The sequence below is a fragment of the Pseudomonas sp. ADAK7 genome (assembly GCF_012935675.1).
Lineage (GTDB): Bacteria > Pseudomonadota > Gammaproteobacteria > Pseudomonadales > Pseudomonadaceae > Aquipseudomonas.
Map to the genome: position 1 here is coordinate 2,369,779 of NZ_CP052861.1, position 17,545 is coordinate 2,387,323.

Consider the following 17,545-nt stretch of genomic DNA (forward strand, 5'->3'; position numbering starts at 1 on the left):
ATGCCACGATGAGGATAGCAGGCTACCGGACTTGCTACCTTTAAAGTGTAATAGCCTTCAGCTTCGTAGAGAGCAGGGCAGCCTTTACTGCATCAGAAGTGAACGCCGTAGCATCGGCCGGACTTGGCAATGGTCCTGGTAAGTGAGTGTGCGCGGCCAGCTGTGTGTTCATCTGCTGCAGCAGATCAAGCGTGTCGCATATCACCTGAAATAGGTTCACGCCTTCGGAACCGATCCAGTTTTTCGGCGCTTGCAGCTGCTGGCTGATCCCGGACGCGCTCTTGCGTAAGCCCTGAATCCGCTCCTGCATATCGCCGCCCACCGTGGCGTTATGCTTCTGCCCCACCACCAGGTTCAAATCCCGCCCGGTGGCCTGGTGCAGATCATCCACCGCCGCCAGACTCGCGGAGCCACCAGACATCAGCTTGAGCGCGCCCAGCGCCTCGATCGTCTTCACCCCGCCCACCGTCTCGGTCGAATGATCGTCGATCGCCTGGGTGTGGTTCTGGAACTGCTCGCGGTTCTCCAGCGCTTCAACCTCGCGCTCGATCGCCTTGTCCTGGATCTTGCCATCGGTCTGGCGCAGCCAGTTGCCATCGGCATCGACGCGCTGCTGGGCGGCCTCGCTGTGTTGCCACACCTGATCGCCTTTCGGCACTCGGGGCATGCTCAGCCCGTGCGGCAGAATCGTCTGGATGTAGGGCTTGTTCGGCAGGCCATAGGCGAAGCACACCACCACTTGAGTGCCCTCCTCCGGAAAGGCGTAGATGCCCATTTCTTCGCCACCGGTGGGCAGTGGCAGCGGCACGCCGGCAAGCAGGGGCAATTGCGGATCGACTTCACCGTCCGAGCCAAGTACTTCGATGTCCACGGCATAACGCGGCCGGAAGTCGTCACAGATCCCGGCGCCGGCCGGGGCGTCGGCCACGGCGACAACCCGGGCAAAGCGCGGCAGGTGATAGCCGCCAGTCAGTTCAGGGAATTGCCTTTCTACGCTGCGGCGGATTGCGTCTTCCATCGGATAGCCATCTGGTCATTGGCGAGGGCCACACTGGTGACGCGCTCGCCGTGGTTGATCGTTGCACCTGGTCGTAACCCGGGAAGGGCCGCGATCATCGCGCTTTGGTTGCCCTGGTAGCCGTCGAACAGCTCCGTGGGGATTTGCAGCGGCGCCCGGGCGCCATAGAAGCTGTCCGCCCAACTGCCGGTAAACACTTCGCCGTTGCCCAACTGGTGCCAGGTGAAGTCGGGAATGTTGAACACCCGGGCCAGGCTGTCCATCGCCTGATATCCGGCGGCCAGACTGTAAAAGAATGGCGCTTTGACGGCGGCGAATGGCCGATCGGGCACCCGGAAGCGCAGGCCGGTGTGTTCGCTGATCTCGGCCAGCACGGCGCGCAGATCGACGTGACGCAGGTTCAGCGGCAACGGGTTGGCCAACACGGCGGCCAGCTCGCGGCAGAACAGCACCTGCTCGATGGCATTGGCGGCGGTGCAGCGCTCGACGTAACCGATGAAGTGGCGTTGCAGTGTGCGGTCGTTGTAGCCGATATCCAGCGTCACCAGGCCTTTGACCGATTCAGCGGATTTAATCGTGAACGTCGCCCGCCCCGGGCTGGTGGCGTCCAGTCGAACGTCCTCTTTCACCAGGGCGAACGGCGCGCCATTGATCGCCAGGACTTTGTGCAGCTTCACGTTGATTCACTCCCGCCCAGCCACTTATCGACGCGGCCGAGCACCTTTTCAAAACCGCTCAACGCCGGGTTGTCGGTGGTTTCGTCCTTGCCCTCGCCACTGGTACCGACCGCGCTTCCTGGTGCGCCCTGGGCGTTGACCGCATTGCCGGCGCGTCGCCCCTCGACCTTTTCAGGGTTGGACTGGCGTTCGCTCAATGTGAACTGGATCAGCCAGGCGCGCAGGGTATCGTCCTCGCGGGCGCTGATCCCTTCCGAGAACTCGACTTGTCGTATCCCGAAGGCCTCGGCCGTGTCGTTGACGATGCGGTACAGGTGCATCTGGCCACCGCTGGCGGTGGACTCGGCCAAGCGCATCAAATCGGTCATGTGTGGGTTATCCACAAAGGGAATCATCAGCGAAATGGTCAGGGTCTTGGGTTTGAAGCCCTTGTGCGCCGTGTCGGTGTTGCTGGTCTGACCCGACATGTCGCCGCTTTCGATACGCAGGTTCGCGGTCACCTTCAGGTTTTTGCCCTGGACCTTGTGGCCATCAAGTAGCAGCGTCATAGGCCGACCAGCTCCTGGACAAAACTCAAGGCTTCTTTCGAGCCCACCAACATGACGCCGGCACACAGCACCCATTCATGCCCCGGGGCGTCGCCGGCGAGCAATTCGCGGCGCAGTTCGCTGGTGTTGCCCGGGCCAACCAGACGCGCCTGCATGCTGACGTCCGGGTTGCCGCCGGCCAGCAGCGCTTTCAAGTCGGTCAGCTGCTGGTCGCGGCCCTTCTGCTGCGCGGCTTTGCGGCTCGCCAATGCGGCCAGGTCACCCAGCGGCGAACTGTCGGCGGCGTAGCTTTCCAGCACCGCCAGTTGGCCGGCCATGGATTGCTTGGCGGCCTTGACCACCGTGCAGCGTTCCAGGGGCAACGCCTGCCAGCGTGGCAGCGGACCGGCGCCGGGGATCTCCCACTTTTCTGTCTCCAGCTTCACCAGGTGCTGGGCACGACGTTCCGTGCGCACCAGGTCAGGGATTGGTAACAAGGCGTTGAACCGCGACAAGCTGCTGGCCAACTGGTCCAGGCGCGTGCCCAGGAACAGAATCGACAGCGCGTATTGCGGGCCAGCCGGTCGTCCGGTGTCGGTCACGTCTTCCAGTTTTTTCGCCAGGTGCTCCAGCAGGTTGGGCGCTGACAGAAAGCGCTGGTAGCCCCTCCCCTGCCCGATACCGTTTTGAAACGGCGTCACTACCAAGCACGCCGGCGCCTGGCCGAGTTGTTCTGTGAGCGCGGCACGACCGGCCGCGATCGCGCCCTTCGCGGCATCACCGACCGGCCCCGGGTTGGTGCTGGCCAAGCCATCGAGTCCGGCCAGTCGCTTGGCGGTGCTGACCAGCTCGCCGCCGGCCAGGTCCTTGGCCGCTGACAAGCCGCCCATCCACTGCGTGGCCTGCTCCGGCCAGCGCATGGTCACCGGCGCCCAGGTCATGCCGACAGCGTCCAGGCGATGGCCTTCATGGCCTTGAGGTCTTTGTCTTCCCGGGCCTTGGCCAAGGCTTCGCGCAAACTATCCGCGTGCTGCTGGGCCGCTTGCTTGAAGCGCACCAGGTCATGACTGACCCGCTGCAACTGGGCGATCGTGTGGGGCCGGAAGGCTTTCACCTGCTTGGCGTCATAGCACGGGTAAACGTCGTCCATCCCCAGCAACACCTGACCGTTCAGGTTCACCTGGTCATCGATCGCGCTGTTGTAGCGGTATGTCTCTTCCAGGGCGTTGGAGTTGAAGCCACCGGCGATGTACGCCGCGTAATCGGCGTCGATCGTCAGCCGTTTTTTCTCCTGCAAATCGGCCAGCACCGCGTCGATATCGTCTACCCACGCACCATCCTTCCAGACTTGATTCGGTCCTGGCTTTTTCATGGTGTAGCCGGATGGCATCTGCTCGAATCCTTCCAGGGTTCGCGACTCACCGGACAGGGCGCTGTAGACCACCAGACCGCCGAAGTAGTCCACCAGTTGCCAAGCCTCGCCGTTCCACCAGGCGGCTTGATGTTCGAGGGCCGTCGGTGGCGGTGATTCCACGCAACCGCCGGGAATAAGGTACACCCCCGGTTCCAGGGGCGATTCGTCCGCCTCAACCATGCCAATGAACAGGCCCCGGTGGTCAGTCTGATAAACGAGTTTGTCAGTCATGCTCATTCTCAATATTTGATGCAGTAATTAAGGGCCAAGTTTTTCGGGCGGGTTTCAGTGCCGCCAGCAGCGGCAACGGTCACGCCGTGGGTGTGCGCGCCGCTGGCACTGACACCGACGTTGTGTGCGTGCTGGCCGGCGCCATCCATTGCGACGTTGTGCGCGTGGTGACCATCCCAGGAGGTGGCGTGCTGGCCGCCGGATTGCTGAACCGAGTTAGGTCCGCCGGCACCCTGGCCAATACCTGGTGAACTGGCAGCAGTGTGGGAGTGACCGCCTTGAGCGTCGGTCCAGGTACGGTGAACGTGGTTGCCCTGGGCGTCCGTCCATGCGGAGTGAAGGTGGTCACCGACTGCGGCGACCGAGGCCGTGTGAGCGTGGGAATGCAGCATCATGTCCTGGTACACACCGAACGCTCGGCCCGGGTCGAGGCCGCGCCCATCGTCCCAGCCCCGTGGAAACAAGCCTCGCATGTCGGGCAGGTTGAACGTTGTCGATCCGTCACCCCCGCCGTAATGCGTGCCCAGCCACGCGAAGAGTTGCGCAAAGGCTGTACGTGAAACCGCCGCGCCGTTGCACTTCAGCCACCCCGTTGGCGTTGCGGTCATCGCGAACGCGGCCACCATGCCAGTCATCGAATTACCGACCTGCTGCTTTAATTTGTTCAGCGCAGCCGTGGTGGCGAGGATCTCGCTGCTGTTGGTGTCGGGGTCGTCGCTCTTGGCGTTGGGCAGGTTCTCCAGATCCACGTCTTCTTTCGTCGTTCCCCGTGCACGCAGGTTTGGATAGTCCCCATTGCGGGCGGCGAAATACTGAATCAACGCACCGCTGACCGGTTCGGACGGTCGTAAGTCGACGATCTCGCTCGACGAGATGTAATCGGCAATGGGCACGCAGTAATGGCGGTTGCCGGCGGCGTCGGTGTAATCGACCTGGTTGCCATACACGACTTTCCAACTGGCCACCCGGTCATTGAGTTGGCGCTCCAGGCAGACGTCCAACCAGATTTTGCCCACTGGGATAACACCGGTGACCACATACGGTTCGTCCAGGGCCACCCGAATACCTTCGATGTAGGCGCCGCCCGATCGGAGCTGAAAGCTGCTGCCTACTTTTACAAAGGCCAGTGAATCGCTGAAAAAACACGCACGGCCATACAGCGTTCGGTTGCTATAGCGCCCGCGCTCATCGATGCCCGCCAGGCGCACGGTAAAGTCATGCTGCCAGGTGCTCGCATCGATCTTCACACCGGTCAGTTGCATGGCGCCATCAAACGCCACCAGGAAGTTGCGGGTGACGTTGTTGCCGATCTGCTGCGGCGGGATGTTCTTGCGCTTCTGCTGCAACGGCACGTAGGACGCGGCGAACAACAAACCGTCTTCGTCCTCGAGGCCGACCCAGTTGAAATCCCAGTCACCGATATCGGACCCCAGCTGGGCGCTGTACACCACCTGGTTCGGGTTGACGTAGCCGGCGTTCTCTTTGGGGATGTCGTAAACCTGCACGATCTGGCCCGCCGGCGGCTTGCCGGCAGCGCGATCGATCGGCGCGACCGGGTCCAGCCCGGTCACGTTGGCAAAGATGAATTTGCTGATAACCAGCGGCTTTTTCTGGCTTTGTTTCAGGGCGATTTGGCTTTCGCCGGCCAAGGTAATACTGGCGCTCACGGGTGCGCTCCTACAGGCTGGCGACCAGCGTTTGCTGATCGTCGTTAAAGTCGATAAGGGCGATTTGCAACGCCACGGGGGTGATGGTCACGAAGTCATAACGCCGGCACGTCCGGCCGTATTGCTGGATAAGCACGCGCAACAGTTCGGGGTTGAGCGACAGTTGCGCGTTGCTGAATTTGAGCAGCACGACGTCCCAGTCCCGATCGGGCTGGCGCTCCTCGATCTCGACGTAACCCACGCCCAAGCGCTCGAAAATCCGTTTCATGCCGGCGGTGCTGCCCGCGTCCACGGAGTTGATGAAGGCGTATTTCACGCGCAGCCGAAACAGGGCCTCGGGCTCGTCTTTAAAGCGCGTCACGTCGCGCTGCCAGGCCCACAGCTCCAGGATGCTCATGTGGCAGTTGTCGGGGTCGATCTGCGAGTAAGGCCAGCGCAGCCAGCCGGTGACGGTTTCCCACCAGGCCTGGGCAGCCGCGACCAACTTTGACAGCTCGGTACCGGCGAGCCAGAACGGCAATTTGAGCTTGATCATTTGATCGTCACCGTCAGGTTCTGGAGCCGGGGAATCGACAGCCCGCTGACGATGTCCACCATCGGCGTGAACTTGACGGCCTCGATGCCGGCGAACCGCTGGTGCAGTTCTTCCGTCAGACGGCTGAAGCTGAATCGCGACTGTGGATAAGTCAGCGTCGGCTGATAGTCCCGGGACGTGCTTTCACGGAACGCGGCGCGCACAAACAACTCGATTTCATGCTTGAGGTCGGCGACTTGAGCCGGTGTCAGGTTGGCAAACGGCCAGACGTTGACCAGGATGTTGGCCTGCGTTTCCGGCATGACCATGGCCAGCAGGTCGTCGCCGTGGCCATGGTTGCCCTGGTCGCGAATATGCGCGTTGATTTGCTCCAGGTAACTGGCTGCCGGCACCCCAGCATCGAACAGCACAAAGGCGTTCGCGCTGCCTGGGCCCCGGGGGGCGCCATGTTCGAAATACACGCCATCGGGGCGCACGCCCGGGAAGGCGGAAATCATCGCGCGATACACCGCGTCGGTGTGCCACTGGTTCACGGCCGAGAACTGGTTGCGCACACGCAAACGCAGCTGATCGTTGGGCTCGGGATCCGCACCAGGTGATTCCAGCCAGCCGTCACCGTTCACCACCTGGACAATGCCAGGCACGGGCACCGGCAGGATCGCGTAGTAACCCGGGGCCAGGTTGAAGCCGCTGCCGGCCTCGATCGCTTCCACCGGGACTTCCAACTGCAACTGACCCTGCTGAAAGATCACGGCGGCTGTAGAGATCAGTTGATAGACGTTGCCGTTGATCGCGGCAGACTGCACGACGATGCCCTGTTTCAGCTCCATGACGCCGTCCGGTGTCGCCCGGGTAAACAGCAATTTTCCCTGGGCTTTCGTGGCGCCCTTGCGCTCGACGTTGACCGCCCAGGCCAGCATGTCCAACCAGGCGTCCACTGCCGTTTTCACAAAGAAGTTCGGCAGCACGGTCATGCACAGGAAATCGAGCAGCCACAGCACCGGCTTGGTCACCAGGGCCGTCATCACCCGCCAGAACGGCGAATAGCTGCTGGTGTTGGCCACCTTGGCGCCTTGGGCTTCGACTTCCTTTTCCCAGGCGGCTTTCAAACCGGCTTCGGTGGTCGGGATGCCGGCGTCGGCGATCACCTTTTTAAAATCAACCTCGCTCACAGACTTACCTCAATCGAACCGAATTTCAGGGTTTTGGCGGTGACCAGGTACGTGCCTGGTTCCTGCGGGGTGATGCGGGCCGTTCCCGGCACCAGGCGCACGTCGTCCTCCACCAGCAGTTCCATCTGCTGGATGCAGTCGCGCTGACGCAGGCGATCGCGCTCGGCCACCAGCGTGACCAGCAGCCCGCTGTCGCGGATCATGTGCGCGATGTCCTGGGCGATGCAGGCACGGTCATCGATCAGCCGCGGCTGACGCGACGGGTCCAGGGCCAGATCGTTGCCGACGATCAACAGGTCCACGTATTCGCTCACCCGCCCACCGCCATGGACACCATGTTTTCCATCTCCAGGGGGTTCATCGGTTTGCTGTTTTGAATGGTGATGTTTTCCACGTGCACGCCCTTGTTCTGGCTGCTGTTGGTGTTCTGTATTTTGGTCAGCAGACCACCAGGCGGCACCGCTGACGGGCCGGTTGGCGAAAGGCTGGGGATCGCGGCGTTGATGGTCTGCTGGGCTTTCTGCGCGGCGTTGGCGGTGTCGGCTGCACCGTTCGCGGCATCGATCCCGGGCACCTCGGGCATGCCGCCGAAGCGCGCTTCGATGTTCACGCCGGGAATGCTGTTCATCAGCTCAATCAACCCGTTAACGGCCTTGTGAAAGACGCTGACAATGCTGTCCCACGCGGCCCGGGCCATGTCGGACCAACCGCCCATGGAGCTGAACCACTTCGAAAACGCTTCGAACTTTTCCGCGACCCACTGAAAAGCGGCGGTGTTCATCAAGGCCGAGGTCCACTCGTCCCAGTAGTAAGCGGCGGCGATCACCAGGGCGACCAGCACCGCGATGCCCATCACGACCACACCGATCGGGTTGGCAGTCAGGGCAAAGTTGACCAGCCAGATGGCGCCCTGCCACAGCAGCATCGCGCCACGAATGATCGCCAGGCCAGTGCTCAGGATTCCGATCACAGCGACATAGGCCAGGATGGCCAGCTTCTGCAAAATGAAGGTCGCGGCGGTGCGCAGGTTCAGCATCTGCACAACTTTCCAGACGGTCACCAGGGCAAGCCAGGTGGTCCGGGCAATCCCCACCACCAGCGTGAGCAAGGACATGGCGCCGATAATCACCAAGATGGTCAGTGTGGTGATGCCGATCACGCGGGTGATGTTGGGGAACAGCTGCGACCACCGCACCAGGGTTTTGCCGATATCGACCATCTTGTTCATGAACGGCGTCAGCACCGGAATCAGCACCTGGCCGAACACCACGCGCATGACGTCGACCAGGGACGCCCATTGCTGCCACGGATCGACCATTGCCTGGGCCATCTGTTCGGCCTTCTCCAGCCCGCGCACTCTGCCCAACTGCTCGAGGCCGTTGCGCAGGCGCCCGGTGTCCTTGGCCAGCGCTCCAATCACCTGGGCGCCTTCGCCGCCGAAGGCTTCCACCAGCTTGGCGCTGGCAACCGCACTGGTCAGATCGCCGAACTTGTCCTGGAGCTTGTCCAGAATCGACGTCATCGGCAGCAGCTTGCCCTGCGAGTCGGTGAACTGCATGCCGAGCTTTTCCGAGGCGGCGCCGACGTTCTCGAAAAACGCCTTATAGCGTCCGCCGGCGTCGCCACCTTCCATGGTGCTGCTCAGGGTGCCGATCACCGCCATCTGTTCGGCCAGGTCTACCCCGGCCGTGGTGGCGATCGCGCCGGCTTCCTTGAACGCGTCTTTCATCGCGGCGCCGCTGGTGCGGAACAGCTGCACCGCCAGGGCCGTCTGCCCGCCGAGTTTTTCGACCCACGCGCCCTTGCCCATGGCATCGGCCTGGGATTTTTGCAGGTTGTAGAGTGTGCCGACGTATTCACCCATCGTCTCGGCGTCGGACTTGGTGGCCTTGGCCAGCAGGTTGCTGGTGTTGGTAAAGACAGCCAGCTGGTTGCCGGCCAGGCCCTTGATCGCGCCCTCGATCAGGTACGCCGAGGCCACAAAATCCTTGGCGTTCTCGCCGTAGTTCACCGCGAATTCCAGCGACTTGCTGTTGAGCGCGGTCAACGCGTCTTCGGCCACGCCCAGAGATCGGACGTCGCCCAGGGCGCGATTGACCTCCAACGCCGGTTCCAGGGATTGCTGAATCCCGACCACGGCCGCCGTCACGCCCGCCAGGCCAAGGCCCATCGTCTTGATGTTTGCCTCGCTCTGCTCGGCCAGGTCGGAAAAACCCGCCTTTACCTTGCCCAGGGGCGCGGTGACCTTGTCGGTCAGGCTCAAGATGAAAGCCAGGCGGGCGCTTTGGTCTGCCACAGTCGTCGTTACCCGTTCATCGCAAGGGAGATGCCGTTAGCCACGGCGATTTCCGTACGTCTCCAGAATTCGTCCTCCAGCCATTTGGCCGTGCCCATCGCTTCAACGGTGGGCTCGGCGCCAGGTAGCCAGCGGTTCGTCAGGGCCACGAGCTGGCCCAGTCCGTTTTCGGTCAGGCGCTCAGCGTGGCCGAGCGCTTTTTTACGATCACCTCGACCTTCGGGCCGTACTCTTCAAGCAATGCGCCGGCGAGCTGCATCACCATCACTGGGTTGCCCAGCAGCGGTTTCAAGGTGGCTTTTTCTTCCTGCTTGACGGTGGTCATCAGCAGGTTGTTGCCCGGGGCGACCTTGTTGGTCGTGGTAATGGCGTTGAAGTACTTGGTGACGTCCGCCGGGGTCAGGGTGAAGGTGAATTCCAGTTCGCCGACTTCCAGGGTGATTTCTGCGTTTTGCTCGTTCATGCGGTGTCTCTCTTGTTGAGGTTGGAAAAAAGGTTGTCCTGGTGCACCGGTTACCGGCAGACCTTGAGGACGTGTTGCTGCAAGCCCAGGATCATTTGCTTGCTCAGGGCAAGCTGATCTCTGAGGGTGAAATAATCAGATCGAGCGTCTGTTGCGAGTTCGGCGGTGCCTGCATCAGCCAGGCTGCCGGCGCCGGCGTTGGTGGGCACTGCGGCGGGACAGGTGGCTTTGATCCACAACCGCTGATCGCCATTGCCAACAGCGCGGCGCAGGCCTTCGTTTTCAGAAAGTGCATGGTTCAGTTCCGTAGTCCGTTCAAGATCGATAGCGTCCCGATCGGCCAGCCTCTCGCCGCTGATTCGGGCCGCTTCACGCAGGCCGTTCACTTCGAACAACGCGCTGTCGCGTTCGCGGCGGGCGGTGTCGCGTTGACCTTCCAACAGGTCAAAAGCGAACCAGGCCACCAGGCACACCACCAGGAAAAACAAGACATCACGCGGCATCACAAGCCCGCCTTGCACAGATCCGCTTCCGCCAAACGCCGCGCATGCAGGCCCCGGACGAACACCTTTTCGCCCTGGGCATTGGTGACGAAGGCCCACACGGGTGTCTTGCCGTCCGCCGCCCAGGCAATCGCCTTGCAGCCCTCGGCGATGCGCCCGGCGTTGATCAGGCCCACGGCCCGACTGGCGCAGGTACTGGGCACGCCGACGTTGTGGGAATGGCTGCTCAAGGCGTCGAAGGTGTTCTGCCCCACCTGTTGATTGGTGATGCAATCAGCGAGCTGCAGTTGTCCTTTCTGGATCACCAGTTGCTCGACCTCATCGCATCGAGCGGCAGACCAGTAGTCACCGACCACGACAGGAAACGGGCTGGTGTAACGGGTGATGCCCAGGCACACGGTCGGCAGCCCACGGGCCAACTTGTCCGCGTAAACGACGTTCTGACCCTGGCCTTCCCAGGTGCCGAGGAACGCCACCAGCGAAGCGCTGGCCAGCGCGATCGCACCGGCTTGGATCTTGCCGCGCAGGCTCATGGGAACCACACGCGCAGAAGTGCCGGCACGGCCATTTGCAGCACGGCACCGACCAGCGTCAGGATGGTCAGCAACCGGCCGACCTTCGCCCCGATGTCGTTCACCGCCACGGTCAGCGTCTGCTGGCCGACGTTGAGTTCCGACAACTGGCGCGCCATGTGTTCGAAACCCTGCTCCAGCTTGGTGACGCGGGTTGGCACCGTTTCGTGCCGGTCTTCCAGTTCACCCAGCCGGTGTTCGAAAACGGCAAATTTCTGTTCCAGCGATCCGAGGCGTGCGGCTTCAGTCGTCATCAACGCTTACTCTGTTCATGGCCGGTCTGGCACGGGACGCATCGCGTGATGCCGCCCAGCGCCTGGCGCGCCGGCGGGATCTCTTTGTCGCAGTCCTGGCAATGGGTCAGGCTTGGCCCGACCGGCCGTGGCTGCTGCAACTGGGCCTTGATCGCCTGGTCACGCTGGCGTTGTTCCAGTTCCTGGGCGCGGTCGAACCAATCCACCATTAGCGCAGCCCCTCGATCTCGGTAGCGGCCAGGTACGGCACGCCGTTGATGCGGACGAAATCCGGGCTGGTGACCTCATACGGCACCTTGTGCTTGGTCTTTTCGCCGCCCTTGGGATCGATGCCCAGCAGGCTGGAAATCTTCACCTTGCAGCCGAACGCTTCCACACGCAGTTCGTCGTCGCCGGCCTTGGCGAAGAACACCACGTCAAACGGTTTCAGCTCGCGGAAGCTGCCGGCAGATCGAGCAGCGTCGATCAGCAGTCGAAAGTTGCTGGTGTCGAGTTCGAATTCGCCGGCAGCGGCGACATCACCTTCGACGTAGCCATCCGGCACGCCCCGGGTTTGCGCCACGGCCGAGTTGTCGGTGATGTCCAGGGTGCAGCTCTCGACGTGCAGCGACAGGTCGCCCAGGCTCACGTCAAAGTTCTTGCCGCCAATCTTTGCCATGGGGCGTTACTCCGTTTTGTCGGTGGAAAGATCCAGGGCGATGTTCGCCTGGAGGTCTTTCGGGCAGTTGAGGGGTTTGAGCTTGATGTAAGCCACGACCTTGGTTTTGCTGAGCCAGCTCAGCACCAGGTCGCCGTCTTTCGGCGGCTCGATGTCGCCTGGGAACACTTCACCGTTAAAGGTGGTGGACTTGGCCATGGCACGCAGGGGCGCCATCAGTTGGTTGGTGTTGACCGCCATGCTGTTGGGCGTGTTGTTCAAGCGGCGATCAGCCACACGACGGATCAGCAGCACACGGACCTGGCGCGCCGCCTTGTCGGTGATGCGCAGGTATTCAACGACCTGGAAGTCACTGCCCGGGGCGTCCAGCATGTTGCCGTCGCCCCAGTACACGCCTGGGTAATCGGGATAGGTCTGCGACACGGAGAACCGCGCCCGGTCCAGCTCGGCGCGTACAGCGGATGGCAGCGGGATTTTGTCGGCATCGACGGGCACCGGCCCAAGGCCCAGCACGGCACCGGTGGCAACGCGCATTGGGCTGTCGGCAATGCTCACAGCCGCATTCGCCAAGCGACCGGCGAGCACGCCCAGGTCATTGCCGTGCAGTTGCGGTACCGGAAGGACGCGCGGCGCTGCCAGCCCGGCCACCAGCGCCTTTTGCTCGCTCACGTACTGCGCCCAGGTCTGCTGCACGGTAATGCCGGCAACGGCTGCCATGATGAAGAGGCGGCGCCCGTAGGTGTTGTTCAACGCAATGGCGGCGTCGTGCATCGCCGACAGCTCGGCGGCTGTAGCTACCGGTTTGGTAATCACCACCGCTTCGACCGAATACCCCGAATGCTGGGCTTTTTCCAGTGCGTCGGACCAGTTGCCATCGGCGCCGATCGGAGCCGCTACACAGGCCCAGCGCTGGCCACCGTTGAGGCGGGCGGCAGTGATTTGGGTTTTCAGATCGCTGGCAGGAACGCCCAAGGCTGTGTCCAGGTCGCTGTCGGTGTTCAGCGGGATGAACTGGCCGACGTTCTTTGTTGCGGGACCAATAAAAAGGAAATAACGCTCAATCTCTGTCACGGCACCCTGGCCCAGATTGAGATTGTCGACGGTGACTTGACCGAGTGCCATGCAGTGCCTCGTTAGCGGGGTGAAGTTAGGATTTGTTGAAAGACCTGGTTAATCAGTTCGCGGGTTTCGTTGCCGCTCCCCACGCCGAGGAACTGACGCGGTGGCAGGGTGATGTCCCAGCTTTGCGCGCCTGATGTCTCGGATTTTTCATCATTCAAAATGCGGATCAGCAGACCGGCCTTGGCGTAGTTCACGTGTTGTTGAATCCACGCTACCGACGGCCTGGTTAGCGTCTTTTTGCCCTTCTGCCGGATACGGAATCCCAGCAGGCGCAGGCGCTTGGCTTGCTTGTCTGTGCAGGCGATACCCGGCGCCACGGTGTTCCAGCGCTTCATCTGCGCCGCCGTACGCCGCTCGGTGGCGCCGTTGTGTTGCTGTGTGGCGACCCATCGGGTCAGCGCGTTTTTCCAGCCCAGTTCCGCTTCGTCTGCACTGACCCGCGTGACTTGCAGCAGCTTGGCCAGGCCGGCTTCCATCTTCTTTTTGCCCTTGGCTGGCCCCTTGCGCTCGGCGAAGTCCGACCCGTCCAGGTTCTTCTGCTCACGTACCCGCTTGCGACTCATCGAGCGCACACGCTTGGTCACGTTGTTCAGCAGACGGCGGCGCAGCTTGGGCGGCAGCTCAAGCAACGCCAGCTGGGCGTCAACGTTGAGCAAGCCCCTGACATCGAGGTCGCACGGATTAGCGGTCACCGCTGCCGACCTCGCCGTGTTCTGCAATCCACAGATCGAACGGGACGAAAGCCCAGGTCTTGCCGAAGGCCTCGATCTCACCCGCCGGGTCTTCGGCCAGGTACTGCGGCTCGACGAACTCCAGGGTGATGTCCACGTCGGCCAGGTCGTTGTCCAGCATCTCGACGGCGAACAGCGGCGCCGGCAGTTCGTACCGATCGCGGTCCGGATCGTTGTTTTCCAGCCAGCTGCCCACCAGGGCCATCAGCCGCCCCGGGTGGTCGGCGAAGCGCTCCAGCACGATGGCGGCGCGATAACGCATGTCAGCCATGTGCATGCCGTCCACGCCAGGCTTCCAGAAGAGTTCGAGCGTGACCTGTTCGGTCCAGCTATCCAGCTGCTCGGCGGGCACCAGCTGGCGTTCCAACAAGTAGCGGGTCAGCTCTTGCAGCTTGGTCATAACAGCGCCGCCGTGATGCGGCCACGGCCTTGCAACGAACGAACGGCCTGCTGGCTGAACTCCAGGAACGTTTCGCCACGCTCGGGCGCTTCCTTGCCGGTGTTTTCCGCGCTTTCTCGACGGTTCACGGTGGCGAACTGGGTCAGCAAACTGGCCTTGGCACGGCAATACACGGCGCGCTTGTACGTCGCTGTGTGAAATGTGCGCTCGGGCAGCACCATAGGGTCGGCAGATTCCACGCAGGTGATGCCCGCGTTCTGCCATTGGCCTTTGCGCTTGGCCAGATCGCGATTGACCTCGATCATCGCGGTGTTCAAATCTGTGACCAGCATGTCCACCAGGTACTCCGCCGGCAGGCGATAACCCTTCTGAAACTCAGCCACGGAGAGGTTCGGCCAAAAGCCGTCGTTCTCGATCGCCTGTTCCACAAAGGTCGTGGGTTTCCCGGAAAAGCTGCTCATTGCTGGCCACTCAAATAGGGGCGGGAAAACTGTTTCAGTGGGTCAGGCCATAAATGGTTGGCTCACATCCACAGTTTCTCGCCGGGGGGGGGTAGTCGGGTTATTCGGCGGCTGGTTCAGCCAGTTGTTTTTCCAAGGCCTTGCGAGCCCCTTTCAGGCGCGTATCCACACCGATGCTGGCGTACAGCTCAGTAGCGCGTTCAAAGTGGCTGATCGCCTTTTTCCAGTCCTTGGCATCCATGGCGCGGATGCCAATCAACTTGTGGTACTTGGCCGGGATTTGTTCGGTCAGATCCCACTCACCGTCCACAAACGGCAGCATGTCGCTCAGGTACGGCTCGGGACTGCGTCCGCACTTCTGCTCGTTGTCGGCCCACTCAATCACCGCATCGCCGACGAAGGTCGGGATGTCACGCTTGAAGCGCTCCGGCATCGATTGGCCTTGCTCGATGGCGAACATCGCCACTTCAAGGCCCAGTTCGAACTGCTCGGTGTCGAACAGCCAGACCATGACCTGCACCAGCACCAGGTTCGGGTGATTCAGCCCGGAATCGCGGTAGCGCTCGACGTAGTCCATGTATTTGGGCAGCAGTTCGTCGCGCTTGAGTTGCTGACGGCCGGCGAGGTTGTTCATGTCGCTGAGCCGAGCCAGATCGATCGCCAGCGCGCCTTCCATCAGCTTGAGGTGCTTTTGCGCATTGGCTGGGCTGGCCAGGGCAGTGCTGGAGCTGTAGGGCTCGGCCGCTGCTGCCGCCGCCGGGCCTAATGCGAGCACGCGGCGTTTGTGGGCCAGGGCGATGCTCACGGCAGCAGCTCCAGGTTGCCGGCTTCGATGGCCGCGAATTTCTCCAGTTGCTCAATCACGTAGCCTTCGTTACGGCCGTTGTAATCTTCAACGCGGGAGCGCTTCGGGTTCTCGATCAGGTGGCGGCGCCAGCTGCTGTCCTGGAAGTACAGCGAGAGGTTGTCCCAACTGGTGACCACCACGCCGGTGGCTGGGAAGTGCGGAATCACGAAGGACGGCAAGCCGCCATAGGTGGCAATGACCTGGGCGCCTTCAATGCGCTCTTTCTCGGTTGGGGTGTCGCCTTGCTTGGCGTACAGCTTGCCCTTATCGCTGGCCAGCAGGTCGCTGCCGATGATCGCGATCAGGTCGCCGGCATCACGGAACACCGGGTCAATCATCTGCTTGACGTCATGCACCAGGGCGTCAAGGTTGGCGTAGTCGCCGCCGGCGCCGAGGGTGATTTTTCCAGCGGCTTTGCCTTCCTTGAGTACCTGGGCCGGGATCTGCTCGCGAGCGATTTGCAGCCAGCCTTTGTTCACGTCCTCCAGCATCGGGTGCGCGACGATGTCGGTTTGAGGCGCCGCATGGGTGCCGTGCCAGCCGATCATGATTCGGTCCAGGGCGATCTGACGTTGCACGGCCGCGCTGTAGCGATCGGCAAAGTCGGGGAACTTGGCCCAGCTGTCGATCTTGGCGAACGACAGGCCCACGTCGGATTCCGTATGGAACAGCTCATAGTCCAGGCCGGACAGGTCGCTGAAATCCTTGGCTTCGCGATCGGTGGTTTTGGTGTTGGTGCGGCTGGACACAGGGCCAGTCACGCCGATCATGACCTTCTGACCTTTGATTTCGCTGACCGGAACCACGTTGATGCGACTCAGAAAGTCGGATTTTTCGGTGATCTTGTCGTTCAGCTCCTGGGCAATGCTCGGCTCGACGGCGAACTGGCGGGACGCGTCCTGGACGTTGTACGTCTCGGCCAGGTCGTCCTGCATGAGGGCGAACTGTTCCTGGGCGTGACTGCTAAGAGAGCCCATTTACAAGGTTCTCCGCTTTTGGCTGTGAGACGCACCGGTGGTGCGCGGAACCTGCCGGCCCTTAGGTGTGTCCAGCAACGCGGAGAATTTCTTGTCCAGATTGGCAACGGCCACAGCCAACGCCTTGTTGCTGGAGACGCCTTTACGGCGGCGGGAGAATTCGCGCTCTTCGTCGGCGGTGTCGAGAATGTCCTGAACGGAGGTTTCGACGGAGTCGATCGGTTCCTGCTCAACCTCTACGTCAGCAGTTACAGGCTCGATCAGGGTTTGAATGCCGGCAGAGACGAGCAGCAACTGTTCGACCAGTGCCGCCAGCGCTTTGGCTGTAGCTTCATCCATTGGGGGTTTGCTCTCTGTTTGGGGTTGCGAAGGTGCTGCGGGGGGTTCTTCAAGGCCGAAGCGCTTGAACAGGCTGGTGACCATCGCAGCCAGCTTGCCAAGATCGCCTTTAGGCTCAGCCTCCATCAGGGGGCCAAGCTCGACCGAGGCGGCGAAGTACGCCGCCTGACTGGTCTTGTGGGAGAAGTAGAGTTCCTGGGTACCCAGACTGGCCGGGGAGTCGGTGACGGCCAGTCCGGTCAAATACGCCTTGCCCGAGCCTGCAAAGTTGGGGGTGACTTCGATGCTGGTGAACAGCTTTTCACCCTGGTCATTCAGCGACAGCAACTTATCGTTGGGCTTGAGCTGCGCCTCCAGGGCAATTTGACCAGGCTCAAGATCCTCGCCTTCTTCCACCAGGCGCACGGCGTAGACAGTGCCGTGTGAGCCCATCCAGCGTTCGTGTTCGCTCCAGATGACTGCCGTGTACTTCGACGGTTTGTAGGTCTCGGCGACATCACGCAGTTCCTGGGGAAGGATCTCGCGACCATCGGCGGTGGTGCCGCTGGTGGCGACACGTTTCCATAGCGAAACAAGTGAACGGGGCATGGGCGTTAACTGCGCTCAATCGGTGGTTTGAGCCGCCACGATAGGGAGCCGAAAGCGCCCAAACAAACGCTTTGCTTTTGCGTTTCTCCTATT

24 protein-coding genes are annotated in these 17,545 nt (G+C 62.0%); all 24 read right to left on the reverse strand.

All coding sequences use genetic code 11. The annotated features are described in order from the left end of the window. Positions 1-40 precede the first annotated feature (40 nt). The 24 genes from HKK53_RS10955 to HKK53_RS11065 all read right to left on the reverse strand — a co-directional run bounded on the left by HKK53_RS10955 (position 41) and on the right by HKK53_RS11065 (position 17,452). The gene (locus tag HKK53_RS10955; protein ID WP_169370834.1) at positions 41-1,018 is read right to left on the reverse strand and encodes a hypothetical protein; all 978 of its coding nucleotides are present in this window, start codon (positions 1,016-1,018) and stop codon (positions 41-43) included. Next, positions 991-1,701 carry a hypothetical protein gene (locus tag HKK53_RS10960; protein WP_169374226.1) on the reverse strand — a complete coding sequence of 237 codons (711 nt, stop codon included), beginning with the start codon at positions 1,699-1,701 and terminating at the stop codon, positions 991-993. The genes HKK53_RS10955 and HKK53_RS10960 overlap by 28 nt, the downstream gene beginning before the upstream one ends. After that, positions 1,692-2,243: a baseplate complex protein gene (locus HKK53_RS10965; protein ID WP_169370835.1), complete on the reverse strand. Its 552-nt coding sequence runs from the start codon at positions 2,241-2,243 to the stop codon at positions 1,692-1,694. Before HKK53_RS10965 ends, HKK53_RS10960 begins: the two co-directional genes overlap by 10 nt. After that, a complete protein-coding gene (locus HKK53_RS10970) occupies positions 2,240-3,163 on the reverse strand; it encodes a hypothetical protein (RefSeq protein ID WP_169370836.1) in 924 nt (307 codons plus the stop codon). The genes HKK53_RS10965 and HKK53_RS10970 overlap by 4 nt, the downstream gene beginning before the upstream one ends. Next, positions 3,160-3,867, reverse strand: coding sequence for a DUF4376 domain-containing protein (locus tag HKK53_RS10975; protein ID WP_169370837.1), 708 nt, complete (start codon positions 3,865-3,867; stop codon positions 3,160-3,162). The genes HKK53_RS10970 and HKK53_RS10975 overlap by 4 nt, the downstream gene beginning before the upstream one ends. An 8-nt stretch (positions 3,868-3,875) precedes the next feature. After that, positions 3,876-5,534 (reverse strand): phage tail-collar fiber domain-containing protein, encoded by a 1,659-nt coding sequence (locus HKK53_RS10980; RefSeq protein WP_169370838.1) that lies wholly within the window; start codon positions 5,532-5,534, stop codon positions 3,876-3,878. A gap of 10 nt (positions 5,535-5,544) precedes the next feature. Next, complete coding sequence (locus HKK53_RS10985) at positions 5,545-6,069, reverse strand: phage tail protein (RefSeq protein ID WP_169370839.1); 525 nt, start codon at positions 6,067-6,069, stop codon at positions 5,545-5,547. Continuing rightward, positions 6,066-7,241 carry a baseplate J/gp47 family protein gene (locus HKK53_RS10990; RefSeq protein ID WP_169370840.1) on the reverse strand — a complete coding sequence of 392 codons (1,176 nt, stop codon included), beginning with the start codon at positions 7,239-7,241 and terminating at the stop codon, positions 6,066-6,068. Before HKK53_RS10990 ends, HKK53_RS10985 begins: the two co-directional genes overlap by 4 nt. Further along, a complete protein-coding gene (locus HKK53_RS10995) occupies positions 7,238-7,555 on the reverse strand; it encodes a DUF2590 family protein (RefSeq protein ID WP_169370841.1) in 318 nt (105 codons plus the stop codon). The genes HKK53_RS10990 and HKK53_RS10995 overlap by 4 nt, the downstream gene beginning before the upstream one ends. After that, a complete protein-coding gene (locus HKK53_RS11000; RefSeq protein WP_169370842.1) occupies positions 7,552-9,537 on the reverse strand; it encodes a phage tail tape measure protein in 1,986 nt (661 codons plus the stop codon). The genes HKK53_RS10995 and HKK53_RS11000 overlap by 4 nt, the downstream gene beginning before the upstream one ends. Before the next feature lie 8 nt (positions 9,538-9,545). Further along, positions 9,546-9,686 (reverse strand): DUF6890 family protein, encoded by a 141-nt coding sequence (locus HKK53_RS32990; RefSeq protein ID WP_442962282.1) that lies wholly within the window; start codon positions 9,684-9,686, stop codon positions 9,546-9,548. Between the two features lie 23 nt (positions 9,687-9,709). Continuing rightward, entirely contained in the window at positions 9,710-10,000 is a 291-nt protein-coding gene (locus tag HKK53_RS11005; RefSeq protein ID WP_169370843.1) for a putative phage tail assembly chaperone, read from the reverse strand. A gap of 50 nt (positions 10,001-10,050) precedes the next feature. Further along, entirely contained in the window at positions 10,051-10,503 is a 453-nt protein-coding gene (locus HKK53_RS11010) for a lysis system i-spanin subunit Rz (protein WP_169370844.1), read from the reverse strand. Further along, positions 10,503-11,036, reverse strand: a complete 534-nt coding sequence (locus HKK53_RS11015) for a lysozyme (RefSeq protein WP_169370845.1) — start codon at positions 11,034-11,036, stop codon at positions 10,503-10,505. The genes HKK53_RS11010 and HKK53_RS11015 overlap by 1 nt, the downstream gene beginning before the upstream one ends. Continuing rightward, complete coding sequence (locus HKK53_RS11020; protein WP_169370846.1) at positions 11,033-11,329, reverse strand: hypothetical protein; 297 nt, start codon at positions 11,327-11,329, stop codon at positions 11,033-11,035. The genes HKK53_RS11015 and HKK53_RS11020 overlap by 4 nt, the downstream gene beginning before the upstream one ends. Next, on the reverse strand, positions 11,329-11,538 hold the full coding sequence (locus HKK53_RS11025) for a TraR/DksA family transcriptional regulator (protein ID WP_169370847.1): 210 nt from the start codon (positions 11,536-11,538) through the stop codon (positions 11,329-11,331). Before HKK53_RS11025 ends, HKK53_RS11020 begins: the two co-directional genes overlap by 1 nt. Next, a complete protein-coding gene (locus tag HKK53_RS11030) occupies positions 11,538-11,987 on the reverse strand; it encodes a phage protein (protein WP_169370848.1) in 450 nt (149 codons plus the stop codon). The genes HKK53_RS11025 and HKK53_RS11030 overlap by 1 nt, the downstream gene beginning before the upstream one ends. A 6-nt stretch (positions 11,988-11,993) precedes the next feature. Beyond that, entirely contained in the window at positions 11,994-13,109 is a 1,116-nt protein-coding gene (locus HKK53_RS11035) for a DUF2586 domain-containing protein (RefSeq protein WP_169370849.1), read from the reverse strand. 11 nt (positions 13,110-13,120) lie between these two features. Beyond that, on the reverse strand, positions 13,121-13,801 hold the full coding sequence (locus HKK53_RS11040) for a virion morphogenesis protein (RefSeq protein WP_169370850.1): 681 nt from the start codon (positions 13,799-13,801) through the stop codon (positions 13,121-13,123). Further along, entirely contained in the window at positions 13,791-14,240 is a 450-nt protein-coding gene (locus HKK53_RS11045) for a phage tail protein (RefSeq protein WP_169370851.1), read from the reverse strand. The genes HKK53_RS11040 and HKK53_RS11045 overlap by 11 nt, the downstream gene beginning before the upstream one ends. Beyond that, a complete protein-coding gene (locus HKK53_RS11050; RefSeq protein WP_169370852.1) occupies positions 14,237-14,701 on the reverse strand; it encodes a head completion/stabilization protein in 465 nt (154 codons plus the stop codon). Before HKK53_RS11050 ends, HKK53_RS11045 begins: the two co-directional genes overlap by 4 nt. Positions 14,702-14,801: 100 nt before the next feature. Next, positions 14,802-15,506 (reverse strand): phage terminase small subunit, encoded by a 705-nt coding sequence (gpM, locus tag HKK53_RS11055; RefSeq protein WP_169370853.1) that lies wholly within the window; start codon positions 15,504-15,506, stop codon positions 14,802-14,804. Continuing rightward, positions 15,503-16,525, reverse strand: coding sequence for a phage major capsid protein, P2 family (locus HKK53_RS11060; protein ID WP_169370854.1), 1,023 nt, complete (start codon positions 16,523-16,525; stop codon positions 15,503-15,505). Before HKK53_RS11060 ends, gpM begins: the two co-directional genes overlap by 4 nt. Continuing rightward, positions 16,526-17,452 carry a GPO family capsid scaffolding protein gene (locus HKK53_RS11065; RefSeq protein ID WP_169370855.1) on the reverse strand — a complete coding sequence of 309 codons (927 nt, stop codon included), beginning with the start codon at positions 17,450-17,452 and terminating at the stop codon, positions 16,526-16,528. Positions 17,453-17,545: the final 93 nt, after the last annotated feature.